The 16,443-nt window shown below is 46.0% G+C and carries 15 protein-coding genes and 1 pseudogene; 11 read left to right on the forward strand and 5 right to left on the reverse strand.

Features of this window, described 5'->3' with window-relative positions:
- Window positions 1-16: 16 nt before the first annotated feature.
- From V4U88_RS17210 to V4U88_RS17220, 3 genes and pseudogenes are all read left to right on the forward strand, one after another.
- A pseudogene (locus V4U88_RS17210) lies at window positions 17-847 on the forward strand (aminoglycoside 6-adenylyltransferase); the annotation flags it as partial.
- Between the two features lie 66 nt (window positions 848-913).
- The gene (locus tag V4U88_RS17215) at window positions 914-1,684 is read left to right on the forward strand and encodes an ANT(4')-I family aminoglycoside nucleotidyltransferase (RefSeq protein WP_334074664.1); all 771 of its coding nucleotides are present in this window, start codon (window positions 914-916) and stop codon (window positions 1,682-1,684) included.
- 1 nt (window position 1,685) lies between these two features.
- A complete protein-coding gene (locus V4U88_RS17220) occupies window positions 1,686-2,222 on the forward strand; it encodes a GNAT family N-acetyltransferase (protein WP_334074483.1) in 537 nt (178 codons plus the stop codon).
- A gap of 151 nt (window positions 2,223-2,373) precedes the next feature.
- Here the strand turns inward: V4U88_RS17220 and V4U88_RS17225 are convergent, their stop codons facing one another.
- On the reverse strand, window positions 2,374-3,087 hold the full coding sequence (locus V4U88_RS17225) for a peptidylprolyl isomerase (RefSeq protein WP_334074484.1): 714 nt from the start codon (window positions 3,085-3,087) through the stop codon (window positions 2,374-2,376).
- A gap of 128 nt (window positions 3,088-3,215) precedes the next feature.
- Between V4U88_RS17225 and V4U88_RS17230 the strand changes: the two genes are divergently transcribed.
- Window positions 3,216-4,838, forward strand: a complete 1,623-nt coding sequence (locus V4U88_RS17230; protein WP_334074485.1) for an alkaline phosphatase family protein — start codon at window positions 3,216-3,218, stop codon at window positions 4,836-4,838.
- 272 nt (window positions 4,839-5,110) lie between these two features.
- Entirely contained in the window at window positions 5,111-5,581 is a 471-nt protein-coding gene (locus V4U88_RS17235; protein ID WP_334074486.1) for a DUF6376 family protein, read from the forward strand.
- Window positions 5,582-5,636: 55 nt separating this feature from the next.
- On the opposite strand, the gene V4U88_RS17240 is transcribed toward V4U88_RS17235, so the two are convergent.
- Together V4U88_RS17240 and V4U88_RS17245 are read right to left on the reverse strand one after the other, a co-directional pair.
- Complete coding sequence (locus V4U88_RS17240) at window positions 5,637-7,025, reverse strand: sugar phosphate nucleotidyltransferase (protein ID WP_334074487.1); 1,389 nt, start codon at window positions 7,023-7,025, stop codon at window positions 5,637-5,639.
- Window positions 7,026-7,039: 14 nt separating this feature from the next.
- Complete coding sequence (locus tag V4U88_RS17245) at window positions 7,040-7,855, reverse strand: DUF6492 family protein (protein WP_334074488.1); 816 nt, start codon at window positions 7,853-7,855, stop codon at window positions 7,040-7,042.
- Window positions 7,856-8,105: 250 nt separating this feature from the next.
- Between V4U88_RS17245 and V4U88_RS17250 the strand changes: the two genes are divergently transcribed.
- Both V4U88_RS17250 and erm read left to right on the forward strand, forming a co-directional pair.
- The gene (locus V4U88_RS17250; protein ID WP_334074665.1) at window positions 8,106-8,816 is read left to right on the forward strand and encodes a YheC/YheD family protein; all 711 of its coding nucleotides are present in this window, start codon (window positions 8,106-8,108) and stop codon (window positions 8,814-8,816) included.
- Window positions 8,817-9,127: 311 nt separating this feature from the next.
- The gene (gene erm, locus V4U88_RS17255; RefSeq protein ID WP_334074489.1) at window positions 9,128-9,970 is read left to right on the forward strand and encodes a 23S ribosomal RNA methyltransferase Erm; all 843 of its coding nucleotides are present in this window, start codon (window positions 9,128-9,130) and stop codon (window positions 9,968-9,970) included.
- Between the two features lie 88 nt (window positions 9,971-10,058).
- Here the strand turns inward: erm and V4U88_RS17260 are convergent, their stop codons facing one another.
- Together V4U88_RS17260 and V4U88_RS17265 are read right to left on the reverse strand one after the other, a co-directional pair.
- The gene (locus V4U88_RS17260) at window positions 10,059-10,871 is read right to left on the reverse strand and encodes a class I SAM-dependent methyltransferase (RefSeq protein WP_334074490.1); all 813 of its coding nucleotides are present in this window, start codon (window positions 10,869-10,871) and stop codon (window positions 10,059-10,061) included.
- Window positions 10,872-10,968: 97 nt separating this feature from the next.
- Complete coding sequence (locus V4U88_RS17265; RefSeq protein WP_334074491.1) at window positions 10,969-12,030, reverse strand: substrate-binding domain-containing protein; 1,062 nt, start codon at window positions 12,028-12,030, stop codon at window positions 10,969-10,971.
- A gap of 374 nt (window positions 12,031-12,404) precedes the next feature.
- Between V4U88_RS17265 and leuB the strand changes: the two genes are divergently transcribed.
- From leuB to V4U88_RS17285, 4 genes are read left to right on the forward strand one after another with little or no spacing between them, the layout of a single operon-like run.
- Window positions 12,405-13,505: a 3-isopropylmalate dehydrogenase gene (gene leuB, locus V4U88_RS17270; RefSeq protein ID WP_334074492.1), complete on the forward strand. Its 1,101-nt coding sequence runs from the start codon at window positions 12,405-12,407 to the stop codon at window positions 13,503-13,505.
- A gap of 1 nt (window position 13,506) precedes the next feature.
- Window positions 13,507-14,649 (forward strand): aconitase family protein, encoded by a 1,143-nt coding sequence (locus V4U88_RS17275; RefSeq protein ID WP_334074493.1) that lies wholly within the window; start codon window positions 13,507-13,509, stop codon window positions 14,647-14,649.
- A 10-nt stretch (window positions 14,650-14,659) separates the two neighbouring features.
- Window positions 14,660-15,169: a LeuD/DmdB family oxidoreductase small subunit gene (locus V4U88_RS17280; RefSeq protein ID WP_334074494.1), complete on the forward strand. Its 510-nt coding sequence runs from the start codon at window positions 14,660-14,662 to the stop codon at window positions 15,167-15,169.
- Window positions 15,170-15,175: 6 nt separating this feature from the next.
- Entirely contained in the window at window positions 15,176-16,441 is a 1,266-nt protein-coding gene (locus V4U88_RS17285) for an aconitase/3-isopropylmalate dehydratase large subunit family protein (protein ID WP_334074495.1), read from the forward strand.
- Window positions 16,442-16,443: the final 2 nt, after the last annotated feature.

The following is a 16,443-nucleotide window of genomic DNA, read 5'->3' on the forward strand; positions in this document are numbered from 1 at the left end:
AAAGCCCAAAGGAGGGATTCGGATGCGATCCGAACAGGAAATGTTGAACTTAATACTTAATGTAGCCCGAAACGATGAACGAATCAAAGCCGTTGCGATGAACGGTTCTCGAACGAATTTGAATGTTGCGCAGGATCTTTTTCAAGACTATGACATTGTTTATTTGGTCGACGACTTAAAATCTTTTATTAAGGATCCCGAATGGATCGATGTTTTTGGGGAGCGGCTGATTCTCCAGACTCCGGAAACGATGACCCTGGTTCCGCCGGAGGGCGGGGGGCGGTTCCCCTATCTTATGCTGTTTGCAGACGGCAACCGGATCGATCTGACCCTGGTTCCACTGGAAGAGAAGGAAATTTATCTCCGGGAAGATAAGCTGACGGCGATTCTCCTGGATAAAGACGCCATACTTCCCGAACTTCCTCCGCCAACCGATGAAGACTACCGGGTTAAAAAACCTACAGCCGCCTTATTTAGGGATTGCTGCAATGAATTTTGGTGGGTATCCACTTATGTGGCCAAAGGGTTATGGCGCAATGAAATGTTATACGCCTATGATCATCTGAATATCGTCCGCGGCATGCTTCTGCAAATGCTGAGATGGAAGGTAGGGTGTGAGACCGAATTCTCCTGTAGTGTGGGAAAAAATTCGAAATACTTGCCCCGTTACCTGGATCAAAAATCATGGGGACAGTTACTTCACACTTTTCCGGGAGGATCCATTGGGCAGATGTGGCGGGCGCTTAACGCGATGACAGAGCTATTTGAACAGACGGCACAACAGGTAGCGGCAGTTCTGGGAGCGGATTACCCACTGGAAGAGTACAGGAAAGTCAAAAACTACCTGGAGGATGTTCGGCAGCTTGCCCCGAATGCCGCAGTTTTTCAAAAGCGCCTGCCGGACGGAGAGCATTTGCGGCAGACGAACGGACCATTCCCCATGAGCCGTGATTCCCGGCTGAAAATCGCGGAGGAGATTAAAGAGCGGATTTTGGAGACACACGGGGAACGCGTTAAAGCGATCGGAGTCTATGGTTCCATGGGACGAGGAAGCGATGGATCTTACTCCGATTTGGAGATCCGCTGCGTGCTGAATAGCGCGGGAGAGGAATACAACCATGAGTGGTCGACCGGAGAGTGGAAAGCGGAAGTCAATTTCGTCAGCGAAGATATCCTCATTGAGGATGTCCGTACGATCGAAGGGGATTGGCCGCTTACGCACGGGCAGTTTTTATCCGTGTTGCCGCTTTACGATCCGGAAGGTTTCTTTATGAATTTGAAGCAAATCGCGATCTCCCAGGACAAGGTTAAATTTCGCGATGCCATCCGGGGGCTTTTGGTGGAGGAACTGTTTGAATATGCGGGAAAGTGGCGAAATACCGAGGCAAGGGGGACAGTTCCTTTTCTGCCTAGTCTGGCTGTGAAGGTGGCGGAGGCGGGGGCGATGCTGATGGGCCTGCATCACCGTATTTGTTTTACGACCGGAGCGCGTGTCCTGTCCGAAGCGCTGGAGCTGCCGGATCGCCCGGAAGGGTTTGATCGCCTATGCGAGCTTGTCATGACCGGAAGTCTATCCGACCCCGATAACGTATTGGAAGTATTGGAAGGTTACTGGAAAGGGGTGAACGGGTGGGCCGAACGTAACGGTTATACGATGAGTGCGACGCGGCGCATCCCGTTTTAACATGACAGTTAACGTCAAGGCACTAAGCAAGTCCGATCTCGGGCTCCCGATGCACATTCGCAATGAATTCACCGTGGATTCCGTTCTCCAATTGAGTATGAAAGACGGCGTTATCCAATACGAAGCGGTCAGCGTCCCTGCTTATACGAAGCACTACCCGGACGACCTTCTTCCGATGGCGGAATACATTGAGAATCCCGATAAATATTTGGTCATTGCGCGGACGGATCAAGCGATCGTCGGCCTGGCCGCAGTGAGCAGAAACTGGAATGGGTTGGCACTTCTGGAAGAGCTGAAGGTGGATACCGACTACCGTCGGCACGGCTTGGGAAAACGGCTGATAGACGTGGTTAAGGAGTGGGCGAGAGTCCGGGGGATGGCCGGGATCATGCTGGAGACACAACATAACAACGTGCTGGCGTGCAAGTTCTATGAGGGCTATGGCTTCACGATCGGCGGGTTCGACCGATATGTCTATAAAGCCATAGAACCTTCCAAAGATGAAGTGGCTCTGTACTGGTATCTTATGTTAAGCTAGCCAACAATTTTAATTCACTCCATTAATTAATAGGGACTAATTTATGTAGTGAATTAATGGAATGACCCAAGGGAAACAATGGAACAAAAAACAGACCTTGCAGTTCCTTTCGGTATGCAAGGTCTGTTTTTTTGTTCATCTCATTAATATCTTACTTTTCAACAATTTTAATTTCCGTGATCGTGACTGTTTCCGTAGGGGAACTCGGTTCTCCAGTGTAAGGATTTGCTTCAACCGGGGTGGCGGCAATCTTATTCACCACGTCCATGCCTTCCGTTACCTTGCCGAAGATGGTGTAATCCGGCTTTAATGTACGGCTGTCATCACCGGTACAGATGAAAAACTGGCTCCCGTTCGTATTAGGTCCGGCATTGGCCATAGCGACAATCCCGGGCTCGTACGCGTAGTTTGTTTTCTCGTCTTCAAATTGATACCCCGGTCCGCCGGCACCAGTTCCTTCCGGATCTCCAGTTTGAATCATAAAGGATTGAATAATCCGGTGGAAGATCACATCATTGTAGAACCCTTGCCGCGCAAGAAAAACGAAGTTGTTCACGGTCTTCGGGGCGTCTTTGGCAAACAGTTCAATTTTGAAGTTGCCCTTCGATGTCGTAAATTCTGCCTCATAGGATTTCTTGGTGTCGATCTCCATCTCCGGCGGGTTGTCCCAGCTTAATTTCTTCTCCGTTTCCTGCGGCTTTGCAGCCGGTGACGTTTGCTCCTTCGTTGCTTGCGTTTGCTCTGTTGTTTCTTGCGTTTGCGCCGCCGACTCTTCCGTTTTCTCACCGTATTTACTGCAGCCGCTGAATACGAATGCAGCAAGCAGTAGCATAATGACTGGCAGCACTACAAATTTCTTGCTCATCAGTGCTTGATCACTCCTTTTTACAAACCTTGATATATCATACTGATATTTCGACAAAAAATCCAGTTGATAATGGAATAAACCGCCGGGAAGGCGGAGAGGTTAGGGATAACCTTGTTGATTGGGGAATGTTGCGAAGGCAGGTGATTCTCATATCCATATTTAAAAAAAACGGGTTATGGCTGACGATGATCTTGCTTTGTCTAGTTGGCAGTGGATGCTTTAAGCAAGGTCAGGCGACCCGGGAACCGGATTTGGTTCATGTAAAATCGCTGAAAGGGCGCGAGTCGAAAAAAGTGATCCTTATTGTCGCCGACTCTCTAATGCCTCAAGCCATTAAGGACGGATTGACCAACAAAAAGCTCCCGGCCTTTCAGTACCTGATTGAGCATGGGCAGTACTATAGCAATATGGTCAGCTCTTTTCCCACCATGTCCGTCACGATTGACAGCTCGCTGCTTACCGGCGCCTATCCGGATGACCACCGGATTCCCGGTTTAACCTGGTATTCCACCAAGGATCAGGAACTGATCAATTATGGAACGGGGCCGCTCGAGGTCGCCACGCTTGGAATAGATCCGGTTTTGACGAATGCCGTCATCCATCTGAACGGACGTCATCTGAATCCCCAGCTGCCTACGATTTATGAGGATTTGGCCCGTCTTGGGAGGAGAGCAGGCAGCATAAACGGGTTAATATATCGGGGAACCGAGAGTCATACTTTATCTCCTCCCGCATGGATGCATGCTCCTACCTCACTGCCCAAATCCGTTACAGTCAAAGGACCGGACTTTTTGGCTTTAGGGGCCTTGTCCGATCCGCTTAAAGGGATCGTGAATTTGCCGGATGGTTTAACTCGGCGGATGGGAATGAATAATGATTTTTCCATCGAGACAGCCAACTATTTGATCAGGAACAACAAGCTGCCGGATTTTTTGTATGTGTATCTGCCCGATCTGGATAAGAAAATTCATAAGCAAGGCCCCTCTCCGAAGTTAAAAGGGGTCCAGGAGTTGGACCGACAGCTGCAAACGCTGCTGGACAGCTTTGGTTCGCCGGAGCAAGCTCTCCAGAAGGCCGTGATTATCGTGTTAGGAGACAGCGGGATGACCCGGATCTTGCCGCAACGGGAGGATTCGGTCATCGAATTACGTTCCCTTTTCAGAGGGTATAATGTGCTGCAGCCGGGTGACAAAGTGACGGACGAGACAGAAGCGGTTCTCGCGGTCAATGAAACGATGGCTTATGTGTATAATCTAAAATCGGATGAGCTGAAACCTTTTGCCGACATACTTAAAACGGATCCACGGATCGGCTTCATATCATGGAAGGAAAGGGACTGGATACATGTCATGCAGGGTGGCGGTACGACAATGCTGCGATTTAGGAAGAATGGGTCCCTGATCGATCCTTACCGACAGAAATGGTCCGTTGAACAAGATAAAATACTCCTGGATCTGAAAATTGACGCCGCCCGACGCCAATTAAACTACGGACGCTATCCGGATGTGCTGCGGCGGCTATATGGGGCCTTACATTCCCACCCCGGAAATTTCCTGGTTGTGACCGCCAAACCCGGTTACGAGCTGGCGGATATCAACTCACCAACACATCCGGGAGGGGGAGGACACGGAGCTTTCGGACAGGCGGAGTCGCTGGTTCCCCTTATCATTAGCGGCACGGAGAAACGTCCGCCGTATTTGCGGATGGTTGATTTAAAGGATTATCTGATTAACCTTGTGACCCAGTGAAGCTTGTCATTAATGGCCGAGCCGGCTCTCTCTTTGACCGAGGGAAGCGGCTCGGCTGGTTGTTTTTTTCTCCTACTTAAAAGTTTATATAAATATTATTATGTAAACTATTATTCATATCATTTAAACCGTATATGCCGCTACTGTGGCAAGCAATTGCAAACACGAATACATTAAGTTATAAAGTTAGCCATAGTAACGCTAGTTTTGAATCTTTCCCATCCGGTTAAAACAATTAAAAGACTGTGTGCATGGAAGGGGGAGCTAAAAACTTGAAAAGACCGCAAAACCGAAGGCCGTTTGTGACCATTTGGACGTCGATCTTATCCGTATTCTTCTTATCCGCATGTGCAGCGATTGAAAGCGTGGACGAGTCGTTAAACTATGTAAATGATGCAACGGGTTATATCCAGCAAGTCTCGGAGGCGGGGACTGAACTTCAGCAAATGGCCCAGGATGCTGTTAACAACGCCGATATCACTGCCCAATTCAAGGACAAATTAGAGCAGCTTCAAACGAAGGCAAACGAATTCAAACAGATTCATCCGCCGGCCATCGCCGAAACCATTCATGAGAAATTACTCTCCTATAATGACCAATTGATCACTGCGGTCACTAACTTTAACGAATCGCTGGCAGCGCAAGGCTTTAGCTTAGAGAACTGGCAACGAACCGGTATTCCCGACCTCATTGCAAATATTAACAATTTAAAGCAACAATTAGGTGAGCTTGGTGGTGGATAAGGGAAAATCCTGCCCCGGTCTGACTGAAATCGGGGCAGGATTTCATATCGTTCATTTATTCCGGCGTCTTCCGACTCTTAACCCGCTTAACAATGTCTTTCCAGTCGTATGTCTCATAGGATATACCATCCGGATTGAACGGATCATCTTCGCTTCGCACTTCCATGATCTCCATGCCGGTTTCCGCCAGTATGGAATAAGTCCCTTGAGATGCAATCGAGAACTGTTCGCCCGCCGCAACCTCGAATAACCGTCCCTTAAGAAGCACCTGTCCGCTCCCGGCAAGTACAGTCCAAGCCTTGTATCCCGACCGATGATTGCGCAGACCGATATGTTTTCCGGGAAAAACGGTCAGCTTCACGGTTAAGACGGTTGTATTTCCGTCGCCGGGGAACCTGTCGATCACCTGAAAATTCCCCCAGGTCGCTTCACCGTACATCGGTTGCTTCGGCATATCGCCCATCTGCGCTTTAATGTCATTGGAGGTTTTTTTGTGGGCGATCAGAATGCCATCCGGACTTGCGGCTGCGATGATGCCCGGAACTCCGATAACATGGACCGGATAGGGCAGCTCGTTAACGATATGAGAACCCGGGGAGTGGCCGGATATGCTGCCGTTGCCGTACACATTGGAATCCAGCAGGTCGGACAGCGCCTCCCAACTTCCGATATCCCGCCATAATCCCGGATAGGGCAGGACAACGGCCTGCTGCGCTTGCTCCGCGACTTGTTTGTCGAAACTCCTCTCGGGTAACTGTTCGTAAATGCGAAGTAAATCATCAAAATTAGCCGGGATGCCGGCTTTCTTCATATGGGAAAGCATAAAATTCGTTGAAAAAGCATACACCCCGCAGTTCCACAAAGCTTTACGCTGCAGAAGTGTTTCGGCCAGGTGAATATCCGGTTTCTCCAAAAATCGAGCCAAAGACATATACCCGGTACGTTCATGAACATCCGGCAAGATGTACCCATACTGATCCGAAGCATGGGTGGGTGTTGTCCCGATTAAGGCGATATCGGATTTTGCCGCCTTCAGGAGATCCGGAAGCAGTTTGAAGCTGGCAAAAAAATCGTCACCGGCGAAGACATCCGCCGGCGCAATGCAGATAATGTCCTCTTCACCTAATCCTCGGCGGGATTGTAGATATAACGTGGCCAAAGCCGCGGCTGTAAAAGTTCCCCGTTTGAACGGTTCGCCAATGACCGGAATTAAGCCCTTCGAATGCCGGGTAGCCAGGTTGGTTTGGCTTTGATGGGATATCAGGAGCGTTGAATCCAACAAGTTGGCTTGCGCCAGCTGACGGCACACCCTGCCAAGCATGGACTCCCTGCCGACACCGTCGTCGGGTGAAGGAAGCAGCTCCACAAACAATTTGGAACGCAGCTCATTGGAAGTCGGCCAAAGCCTTTTGCCGGCGCCGCCGCACAGAAGTACAAGATGCACGATCCGCTTCCTCCTTAAGTCCGACGGACTTTACTGTATATTTTTCGCTTATGAAAGGAGAGAGAGCGGTTGGTAAGGGCAAGCCTGCGGATTTGTTTCTCGTTTAATGAAGATGCGTTCGAATTCATGCTTTTGTTCTTGGCGCTCTTAAGCAGCGTACTGCCCGGAGCGATTGTATACATATAGTTGGCGTAAGTTTCGTACTCGGAAAATCCAAACTGTTTCTTCTTGTTGATACTGCGGATAATCGCTTGATACCAAGGCATCCGGTGTCTGGCTTCGATTTTTTTCTTCAGCGAGGCGAGCTTCGATTTTTCGAACAGCATATAATGGGTGACAAAAGATCGGGGTCTGGGGGCCTTCATCCCGAGCAGCTTGCGATAGGTGTTGAAGTATTCCGGCTGGCTCCAATCCCGGCAATAAAAAACCGTTTTCCCGCCGGTAAGAAAAGAATGGGGTTTGATCAACACGGTGTCCGCATCCACCACCAAAAAGTGATTGGCTCTGACAATATGATCTCCGTTCATTTTAAGCAGTTGTTGGTATAACCAACCCGAGCGGTTCCAGCGAGATGACTGGTAATGGATGTCTTTTTTCGTGATGGGAAGAACCGAGCTCTCATTAACAAAGACGCACTTCTTACTGGCACAGAGGCCTCTGATCCTATTGCTGGCGGGGGAAACGATATAAATACGCCCGATGGGTTGCTGTACGTAACGGCGAAGGTTATCAATGACATAGGGGAGGGTTCCCAAGTCTTTTTCAATAGCAGGTATTAGAATATCGATGACGGGCGCATGATTCAACCGTATTTCGTTTCGTTCCGGCATTTCCTCAACTCCCTGCGTAAAATATCCTGTCGGGTTCATGATATGTGTACTTGAGAGGATTTGTCAGGGCGTGAGCATGTATCTCGTTCTCGGCAAAAAGGGGCTCTTGAACCACGATAAGCTGGCCGGAGTTGCATATGATGGAAAGACCTTGAAAGAAAAGCGAGGAAGACTACCCAGCAGACAGGAGAGGTGTGGCGTGGGGCACGATAAGCTTCAACCTTTAAGGAGCAAAGGATTAAAGACAAGGGTGCTGCTCAAAAATGAATCCATCCGGCCGTTTATCCCCGATACACAGAAATTCAGCAAGGAGAATTTAAGGAGCATGATCAACCGTTATGGGATGGTTTATATTAAACCGGACCGCGGCACGTACGGAATGGGCGTCATCAAAGCCGAAATGGAAAGCCCGCGTTATTTTGCCTATCAAATCAATCAAAAGCGCCTGACATTTAGCCAATTCGATGCGTTCTATACGAGTCTTGCCCGTCAGATTCAAAAACGAAGCTATCTCATCCAAAAAGGCATCCACCTGTTAAAACACCAAAACCGCCGATTTGATATTCGGGTGATGGTGCAATTAAGTCCGGACAACCAATGGGAAGCCACCGGAGTCATTGGCCGGCTCGGCCACCCCAAAAAAATCGTGACCAATTATCATAGCGGCGGAAAACCGATGGATGTTCACAAGCTGCTGGAATCCCATATTTCCGCCCAGCGTCAAAACGCGCTAATTCAGGAGATGAAAGGGCTCGGGCTTCGAATCGCCCGTCATATGAAGAAAACTTACCCGCATTTGAGACAAATCGGCGTTGATATCGGCCTCGACCGAAGTCTAACCCCTTGGATTATTGAAGTGAACGTGAAGCCTGACCCGTATATTTTTAATCAATTAAAGGATAAGAAAATGTACCGCAAAGTGATCAGATATTATCGTTATACCGCGAAGAAACTGAAATAACAAAAACAGCGTAACAAAGGGGTTGGATTCAAAAGCCTCCTGACCGTTAAACGGAAAGGGGGCTTTTCGTTTGGAACCGCAATTTGACTGTCAAAGTTGAGGTATGTTACGATCATTCCGAATTAAGTTATTTTAACGTCTAAGGAGACATGTTTTACATGTGTTGCATCTCATTCATTCGTATTCGTTAATGGCAGGTACAGAACATTTATAACCCGCAATCACTTATCCTTTTTTTAGGATATCTCGATGGGTTTATTTGTGCTGTGCCTTTTTCATTTACTATACGAATGAATGAGGTGCTTTTTGTCATGCCTAGAAACAATTCAAGACGTCATCAGGAGACGTCTAATTTCTCTGGACAACACTTCTTAATAAATAAAACCTTAATAAAAGAATTGGTTAGTCTGGCAAGGATCCACCCTGGTGATACAGTAATTGATATCGGTGCGGGAGGAGGGGCAATCACCTTTTCTTTAGCCAAGAAAGCGGGAACTGTCATCGCAATCGAAAATGATCCCGTAAGCATTCAGAAACTAAGAAGCAAAATGAATGAAGAAAATAACATAAAAATCAAGCAAATCGATGTTCTACGGTTTGAACTTCCACGAAATCCTTTTTGCGTGGTGGCTAATATACCGTTTTCGATTACCACTCCCTTATTCGAGAAGTTTTTGGGAGACCCATCCCTGCAACTGCAGCGGGCCGTTTTTGTCATCGAGAAAGGCGCTGCCAAACGTTTTACGGCTGTTCCTGTTACAAATCCGGTAATTCTGGCATGGAGAATGTGGTATGATATTCGGCTTGTTCGAACGGTCGCTCCGAGTAATTTTTCACCGCCACCGAGTGTGGATTCAGCCGTCGTAACTGTGATTAGAAAAAAGAATTCAATGGTTCCTCAAAACCTTCGCGGAAAGTTTACAGCCTTTGCTTCACATGGACTTCGATATCCCGGTTTACCTTTTTACGAGGTGATGGGAAGGGTATTTACGCCTCCGCAAATCGCAAAATTAGTGAAAGAGCTGAGAATAGATCGTAATCAGCCCATTTGTTCCTTAAATGAGGAACAGTGGGGCAGGGTATTCATCGCAATGACGAGACACGTTGAACCCTATCGATGGCCAAAGCTGCTCAAGAAAAAGAAACGTAGATAAAGGAGCGTTTCAGCATACGAAAGTACCAGCCGATATGCAATCGGCTGGTCTTCTCGTTAAGCCAACGGGCAGTTATATTCAAGTACTACTATAGTTTTCTTGCTTTGAATACAAAGGTAACAGGAAGCATCCTTGCTTTTTTTGCAAAATCACAGTTATCGTCCCGCGATTGCATAATTTCATCATCAGACTGTTCAATCATTTGCTCAATGACAAATCCCGCTTTTGACAACGCATTCACATAGGTTGATAGTTTTCGGTCCGATAATGTTAACGTACCTTCATCAAGTGATACCGAATACCAAGATTCATCAAAATAACATTTTTTAAAAGAAAGCATATTATTTTCTGCAACCACACACTTGTGTATTGGATGAGACCAACTGAAAATAAATACGCCGTCCTTTTTTAGGTAAGAAGCGATTCGGCAAAAAGTTCCCTCAAGGTCGGTGGTCCAGCCTATGGCATAAATCGAATAAACGAAGTCAAAATAATCCTCCGGAATACCACATTCTTCTTCCATGGGAGAACAGATCAATTTTGCTGAAAGACCGCACGACGTCAAATGTTGCTTTGTCTTTTCGATTTGTTTATCTGATAAATCCATACCCCATAGTTCAGATGCTCTTCGTTCCCCCAGATATTGCAAGGATTGACCGCTTCCACAGCCTATTTCCAGCATCTTTTTTCCTGAGACATCGCCAAAAAGTTGGCATTTTTCTTCTGAGACAAATGCTCCATAGAAAGGAAGCGCGGTTGCTCCTAAGATGTCATTTCCTTTAGTATCCCAAAAGATGCTGTTTGTTTTATGTATAGAATTCTTGTCCATGTCGACCGAGACCGCGCTGCCGACCTCGCCAGCGCCTATAATGTTTGTTCTATAAACAGAGTTCTTGTCCATGCCGGTACCATCCCCCAATATAAATTATATGAGCCAAAACGTATATCTCGATTTGTACGTTATCCCAAAAACACACATCGAACACAAACACTCTGCGCTATTGATCCGAAAATAATGTACCATCTTTATCTGGTAATCCCAAAAATGACGCTCGAATATAAGTTTTAGGAGGTATTTTTAGATGAACAGGCATTAACCGCTCATGCAGGTTCTTCTTGGACAGCGACTCATGAAGTATAGCAATGGCTGCCGCAGCTATTTTCTCGGAGGGAATATCTATGGTTGTGATAGACGGTGTAGAGTATTGGGTAGCATCCGGTCCGGTCATCCCGATGGAGATAATGGCCACTTCCTCTGGGATTCGAATATTCTGACGGTTAAATTGATGAATCATTCCCAGAACGATCGTATCTGATTCACAGAATAACACCCTGGGACGGTCTGTTATTTGTAGATATTTTTCCGCCGCTATCAGACCGCCAGCTAACGAATTTGGCGCCTTAATCATGTGCCGTTGTTCAACCGAAATCTGCTGCTTCTTACACTCTTCAAGAAAAGCGTTTATTCGTTGGCTTGAAGCAACATAAGGACTCTCTATAGCCGCTACTCCTATTTGCCTAATCGATTGTTTTGTCAGCAAAGAAACAGCCTCCGTCGCAACTTCCTCTGAGTCAACATAGACTGTGGAGAATATTTTTGACTTACGATTAATGAGCACGATCGGCATACGGGGCGATAACGATTCTAAGTAGGCAACGTCCGATTCGGAGGTAGCGCCTATAATAATTCCACTGTAGGAATTATTCTTGATCTCCTTAGCATCTTTGGCGATCTGATCATTCGTATAAATTCGAATAACTAGTTCGCATTCAAATTGTTTTTTTTCGATTTCGGACTGAATACCTGCCAGTAGTGCAGCCAGCATGTTCGTCCGAGCATCTAATGTCCAATATAAAGCAATAATCGGTTTGGCTTGATCCAAATTGCGTAAACGTCTTGCACTTACATTCGGTTGATAACCCAATTCGTCCATGGCTTTTACGACTTTATCGTAGGTTTTCAAGGGAATATTCCGTTCCTTCGCTTTGCCATTGACGACAATAGATACCGTCGACACAGATACCTCAGCTAACTTTGCAACATCCTTCATTGTAACCATTCTAAGGTCTCCAATCCAACAAATAATTGACTCTAAGCTTTTCTTTAAAATATCATAGCCAACTCATTAGTAAATGTGAACATTTGTGAAAAATAAAACATATCATTGATTTCTTAAGTTTATTGATTTAAAATGAGAATGTCAATTCAGTATAACGTTCTACTAAAACGATATACTTAATCACTATGATCACTTCGGCCGAAACTTTGAAAGGATGAGGGGGGATCTCCTTAAATTTAGGAACACCATTACCTTATTAGTACAACGTTGTACTTATCCGGGTTGTATTGTCAGTGCGATCGATATAGCGGTAGCTTTGGACAATTGAATTATCATGTTATTCCAAATTTTGTAAACAAAGGAGGATGGGATAGATGACTTATAACATCTCGGTCATATATGGAGATGGTATCGGTAAAGAAATCGTTGACCAAACCATCAAAGTGATCAACGAAGTCGGCAAAGTATTTCACCATACTTTTCATTTTCATCTATGCGATGCTGGAACTGAGGCCGTTCGTAAGTACGGTGAGCCCCTTCCTGACAAGAGCTTAAGGCAATGTCAAGAAAGCGACGCAGTATTATTAGGCAGCCTTTGGCTCGACAGTTTTCCAGAATTGCCACAAAAAGAACGTCCCAGCTATGTCCTCTCTTTATTGCGGAAAAATTTGCAGCTTACAACAAACCTGCGACCTGTTTCTGTTTATAAATCTTTGGCGGAATTGAGTCCTTTAAAGAATGGCATCATTGGCGAGGGATTTAATATTCTTATGGTTCGTGATCTTGCCGGAGGCATGATTATGTCTGAAAAATACCAGGGAATTGGAGATCACGGTAAAGAAGCATACGATAAAGAATACTACAATGAAGAAATCATTACAGGGAATGCTCACTTTGCCTTTAAGTTTGCCCGCCAACGCAGAAGGAGGGTTACAAGCTTGGATAAAGCTGTGATCCTGGAAAGTTCGAAATTGTGGCGTGAGGTTGTTCAAGAAATTAGTGCAGATTACGCCGATGTTACCCTTAAGCATCAATTCATCGATGATGCTGCTGCCCAAGTCATTATAAATCCCCATGATTACGATGTAATATTAACGTCCAGTATGTTTGGGGACATCCTTTCGGATGAAATTTCCGCACTCGCAGGGGCGCCGAATTTACTTCCGTCGGCGGAGCTCAATGGCCAGGGCAAAGGATTGTTTACACCGAACCAAGTCCATAACAAAGATCGTGACATAGTCGGTAAGGATATAGCCAATCCGATCGGATCCATTTTGTCAGGTGCCATGATGCTGCGATTTGCTCTTCATTTGGAAGAAGAGAGTCTGGCTATTGAAGAAGCAGTTATGCGGGTGCTAAATGAAAATTATGCGACAAGGGATATTTATTTGCCGGGGAGCAGACTTGTTGGAACCAGCGAAATGGGTACTCTCATATCTGAGAAGGTCAGGGAAATGGGGAAGGAGTTAGTTTGACATGACAATTATCGAATCCATATTGAACGAAAAGTCCGGTACAGCCATGGTTATTGAACCCGACTTTATCGTTCTCAATGATAGTTTATCGTTGGATATTGTAAATGAATTAGAAAATATTAATCATCTTGAGGCACCTGAGCGTGTGATCGTAATGCTCTATTTCGATACGCCTGCAGGGAATTTCATATCGGCTGAAATTCAGAAGAAACTTATTCAATTCGCCCGCAAGCATGAACTGAAATTTGTTCAATCCCAAGGTATCGGGTATCACATTTTGCTAGATCAATATGTAAAACCGGGAGATATCGTTGTTTCACCAGGACAGATGAACGGTATCTTCGGCATGAAAGGGGCTCTTGGGCTCCATGTGGAGGCTACCGAATTGCTCAACGTGTGTGCAACCGGTCGAATGAATTTAGTGGTCTCGAATACTGTGCATATTGAGCTTGCCGGTCAACTTAAACCGGGGGCGTCCATCAAAGATTTTATGCTCTCATTTTTAGCCTCGGACGACCTTAAATACTCTGGCAAAGCTCTTGAATTTTATGGCGAAGGCTTGAAAAATTTATCCTTAAAAGAAACTGCCGATCTATGCCAATTGGCGACCAGAAGCGGGGCGGTTACGGCTTTTGTTAATTCGGATTATCAAGGGTCCGGCCAAGAAAGCTATGATTTTGGAAGTGTGGACCCCATGGCAGCCCTCCCGGGATCGATTAATCAATCGAAACCTATAGCCGAATTGGAAGGCACTCCATTGTCGGCCTGTTTCATTGGCGGCTGTACGGGAGGCAGCATTGAGGATTTGAGAAAAGCCGCAACGATATTAAAAGGCAAAAAGATTCCAATTAATATGCGCTTATCGATCGCACCACAAACCAATGAAGTATATAAACAAGCTATATCCGAAGGCTTGATTCAAACCTTTATCGAAAGCGGTGCTCAAATCTTGAGCACGGGTTGTGCCAGCTGCGTTACCACCTCGAAAGGCGTTATCGGTAAAGGCGAGACTATGCTATCGGCTAGTTGTTGGAATTTTAAGGGTTGCAACGGCTCAAAAGACTCTTTGGTTTACCTAGCTTCTGCGGAGACCGTCGCCAACTCTGCATTAAAGGGCTGCCTTACATTAAACTCAAAGGGATGAGGAGATTAATATGGAAAAAAAATTTAGCGGCAAGGTATGGAAACTGCCTGACGACGTAGATACGGATACCATCATTGCCGGCCGTCATGGTGTCATTCTTGATAAGAAGGAAATGGGCTCGCACTGCTTAGAAACGCTTCGCCCTGAATTTGCTTCCCAGGTACAACCTGGAGACATTATAGTAGCCGGTAAAAACTTTGGTTGCGGTTCATCGCGGGAAATGGCCGCTGAAGCGATTAATGTACACGGGGTGTACTGCATCATCGCCAAATCATTTGCGCGTATATTCTTCAGAAATGCAATCAACAACGGGATGTTGCTGATTGAAAGCGCGGAGATACCTGAAAGCTGCCAAGAGGGAGATATTCTTACTGTTGAGGTGAATAAGTCGGTTACCGTCAACGGCAAAACGTTCAACATTCCTAATCTGCCCGATAATTTATTTGAAATTATTCAAGATGGCGGACTAATCCCCAATATCATTAAACGAATGGAACTAGCAGAAGCGGAAGGGAGATAACAGAAAATGGGATATACGCTGGCTGAAAAGCTGTTAATGAAAAATTCGGGAGAACAAAGTTTGACTCCTGGTGATATTGTGATCGCTCGGCCCGATCGTTATATGATCCATGATATTTATACTTCGTTTCTAAAGCGTGCTCTAAAGGATATGCATGTGACCAAGGCGGTTTACCCAGAGCGTGGAGTGATCATTTTTGACCATCTTATGCCAACAAACCAGGTCGATACAGATCCTATCCATTTTGTGGATGGACTTGATTTAGCGGAGAAATTCCAAATTAAAAATGTCCACAAAGGCGAAGGTATCTGCCATTCATTGATGCATGAATTGGGATACGCTAGACCTGGTGAGCTCGTTGTAGCAACGGATAGCCATACGACCACCTATGGCGGTGCAGGCTGTTTCTGTACTGGTATTGGACATACGGAAATGGCAGCGGTCATAGCTACGGGAGAGATTTGGCTTAAAGTCCCTTCCGCCATCAAGATTGTGCTTGATGGCGACTTTACTGAGGGCGTCGGGGCGAAAGATATCATTTTAAAAATACTTGGCGACATCAAGTCGGACGGAGGCCAGTATAAGTCGCTGGAATTCGGGGGGAATGCAGTTCGCAACATGAGTATACAGTCACGTTTCACCATAGCCAATATGGCTTTAGAAGCCGGCGCAAAGGTTGGATTATTTGAGGCGGATCAAAAAACCGCTGAGTATTATGGCATGAACTACAATGATATTTCCTGGCTAAAATTCGATGAAGATGCCAAGTATGAACAAGTTCTTCATTACGATGTTAGCAAACTAGAACCTCAGCTGTCTTGCCCGCAAGGGGTGGATAATGTCCATCCTATTTCAGAAGTTGAAGGAACAAAGCTAAATCAGGTCTATATCGGATCCTGCACTAACGGCAGTATCGAAGATATGGAAACGGCAGCAAAAATTCTTGAGGGCAAAAAAATAGCGCCTTTCTTAAAAATGATTGTGATACCAGCGACAGTCAACGTCTATAAAGAAGCTCTCGAGCGCGGTTATATTCAAACCTTTATCGATGCTGGGGCCAGTGTCTCGCATCCTTGCTGCGGGTTATGCTGTGGTCAGCCATATGGATTAATGAGTGACGATGAAGTGGTACTTGGCACGAATAACCGAAACTTTATCGGTAGAATGGGGACCAAAAAATCACTGATTTACTTGTCTTCACCGGCAGTAGCTGCAGCTTCCGCACTAACGGGGGTAATCACTAATCCAGCTAAACACTTTGCTATACAATAATA

Origin of the sequence: Paenibacillus sp. A14 (assembly GCF_036864815.1) — a bacterium.
In the GTDB taxonomy this organism is placed as follows: domain Bacteria; phylum Bacillota; class Bacilli; order Paenibacillales; family Paenibacillaceae; genus Fontibacillus; species Fontibacillus sanfengchensis.

Bases quoted from the DNA above. Each gene is read 5' to 3' on its own strand.
- leuB (WP_334074492.1), top strand. From the start codon at position 12,405: ATGACTTATAACATCTCGGTCATATATGGAGATGGTATCGGTAAAGAA.
- V4U88_RS17280 (WP_334074494.1), top strand. From the start codon at position 14,660: ATGGAAAAAAAATTTAGCGGCAAGGTATGGAAACTGCCTGACGACGTA.
- V4U88_RS17260 (WP_334074490.1), bottom strand. From the start codon at position 10,871: ATGGACAAGAACTCTGTTTATAGAACAAACATTATAGGCGCTGGCGAG.
- V4U88_RS17225 (WP_334074484.1), bottom strand. From the start codon at position 3,087: ATGAGCAAGAAATTTGTAGTGCTGCCAGTCATTATGCTACTGCTTGCT.
- V4U88_RS17245 (WP_334074488.1), bottom strand. From the start codon at position 7,855: ATGCCGGAACGAAACGAAATACGGTTGAATCATGCGCCCGTCATCGAT.
- V4U88_RS17230 (WP_334074485.1), top strand. From the start codon at position 3,216: ATGTTGCGAAGGCAGGTGATTCTCATATCCATATTTAAAAAAAACGGG.
- V4U88_RS17220 (WP_334074483.1), top strand. From the start codon at position 1,686: ATGACAGTTAACGTCAAGGCACTAAGCAAGTCCGATCTCGGGCTCCCG.
- erm (WP_334074489.1), top strand. From the start codon at position 9,128: ATGCCTAGAAACAATTCAAGACGTCATCAGGAGACGTCTAATTTCTCT.
- V4U88_RS17285 (WP_334074495.1), top strand. From the start codon at position 15,176: ATGGGATATACGCTGGCTGAAAAGCTGTTAATGAAAAATTCGGGAGAA.
- V4U88_RS17275 (WP_334074493.1), top strand. From the start codon at position 13,507: ATGACAATTATCGAATCCATATTGAACGAAAAGTCCGGTACAGCCATG.
- V4U88_RS17265 (WP_334074491.1), bottom strand. From the start codon at position 12,030: ATGGTTACAATGAAGGATGTTGCAAAGTTAGCTGAGGTATCTGTGTCG.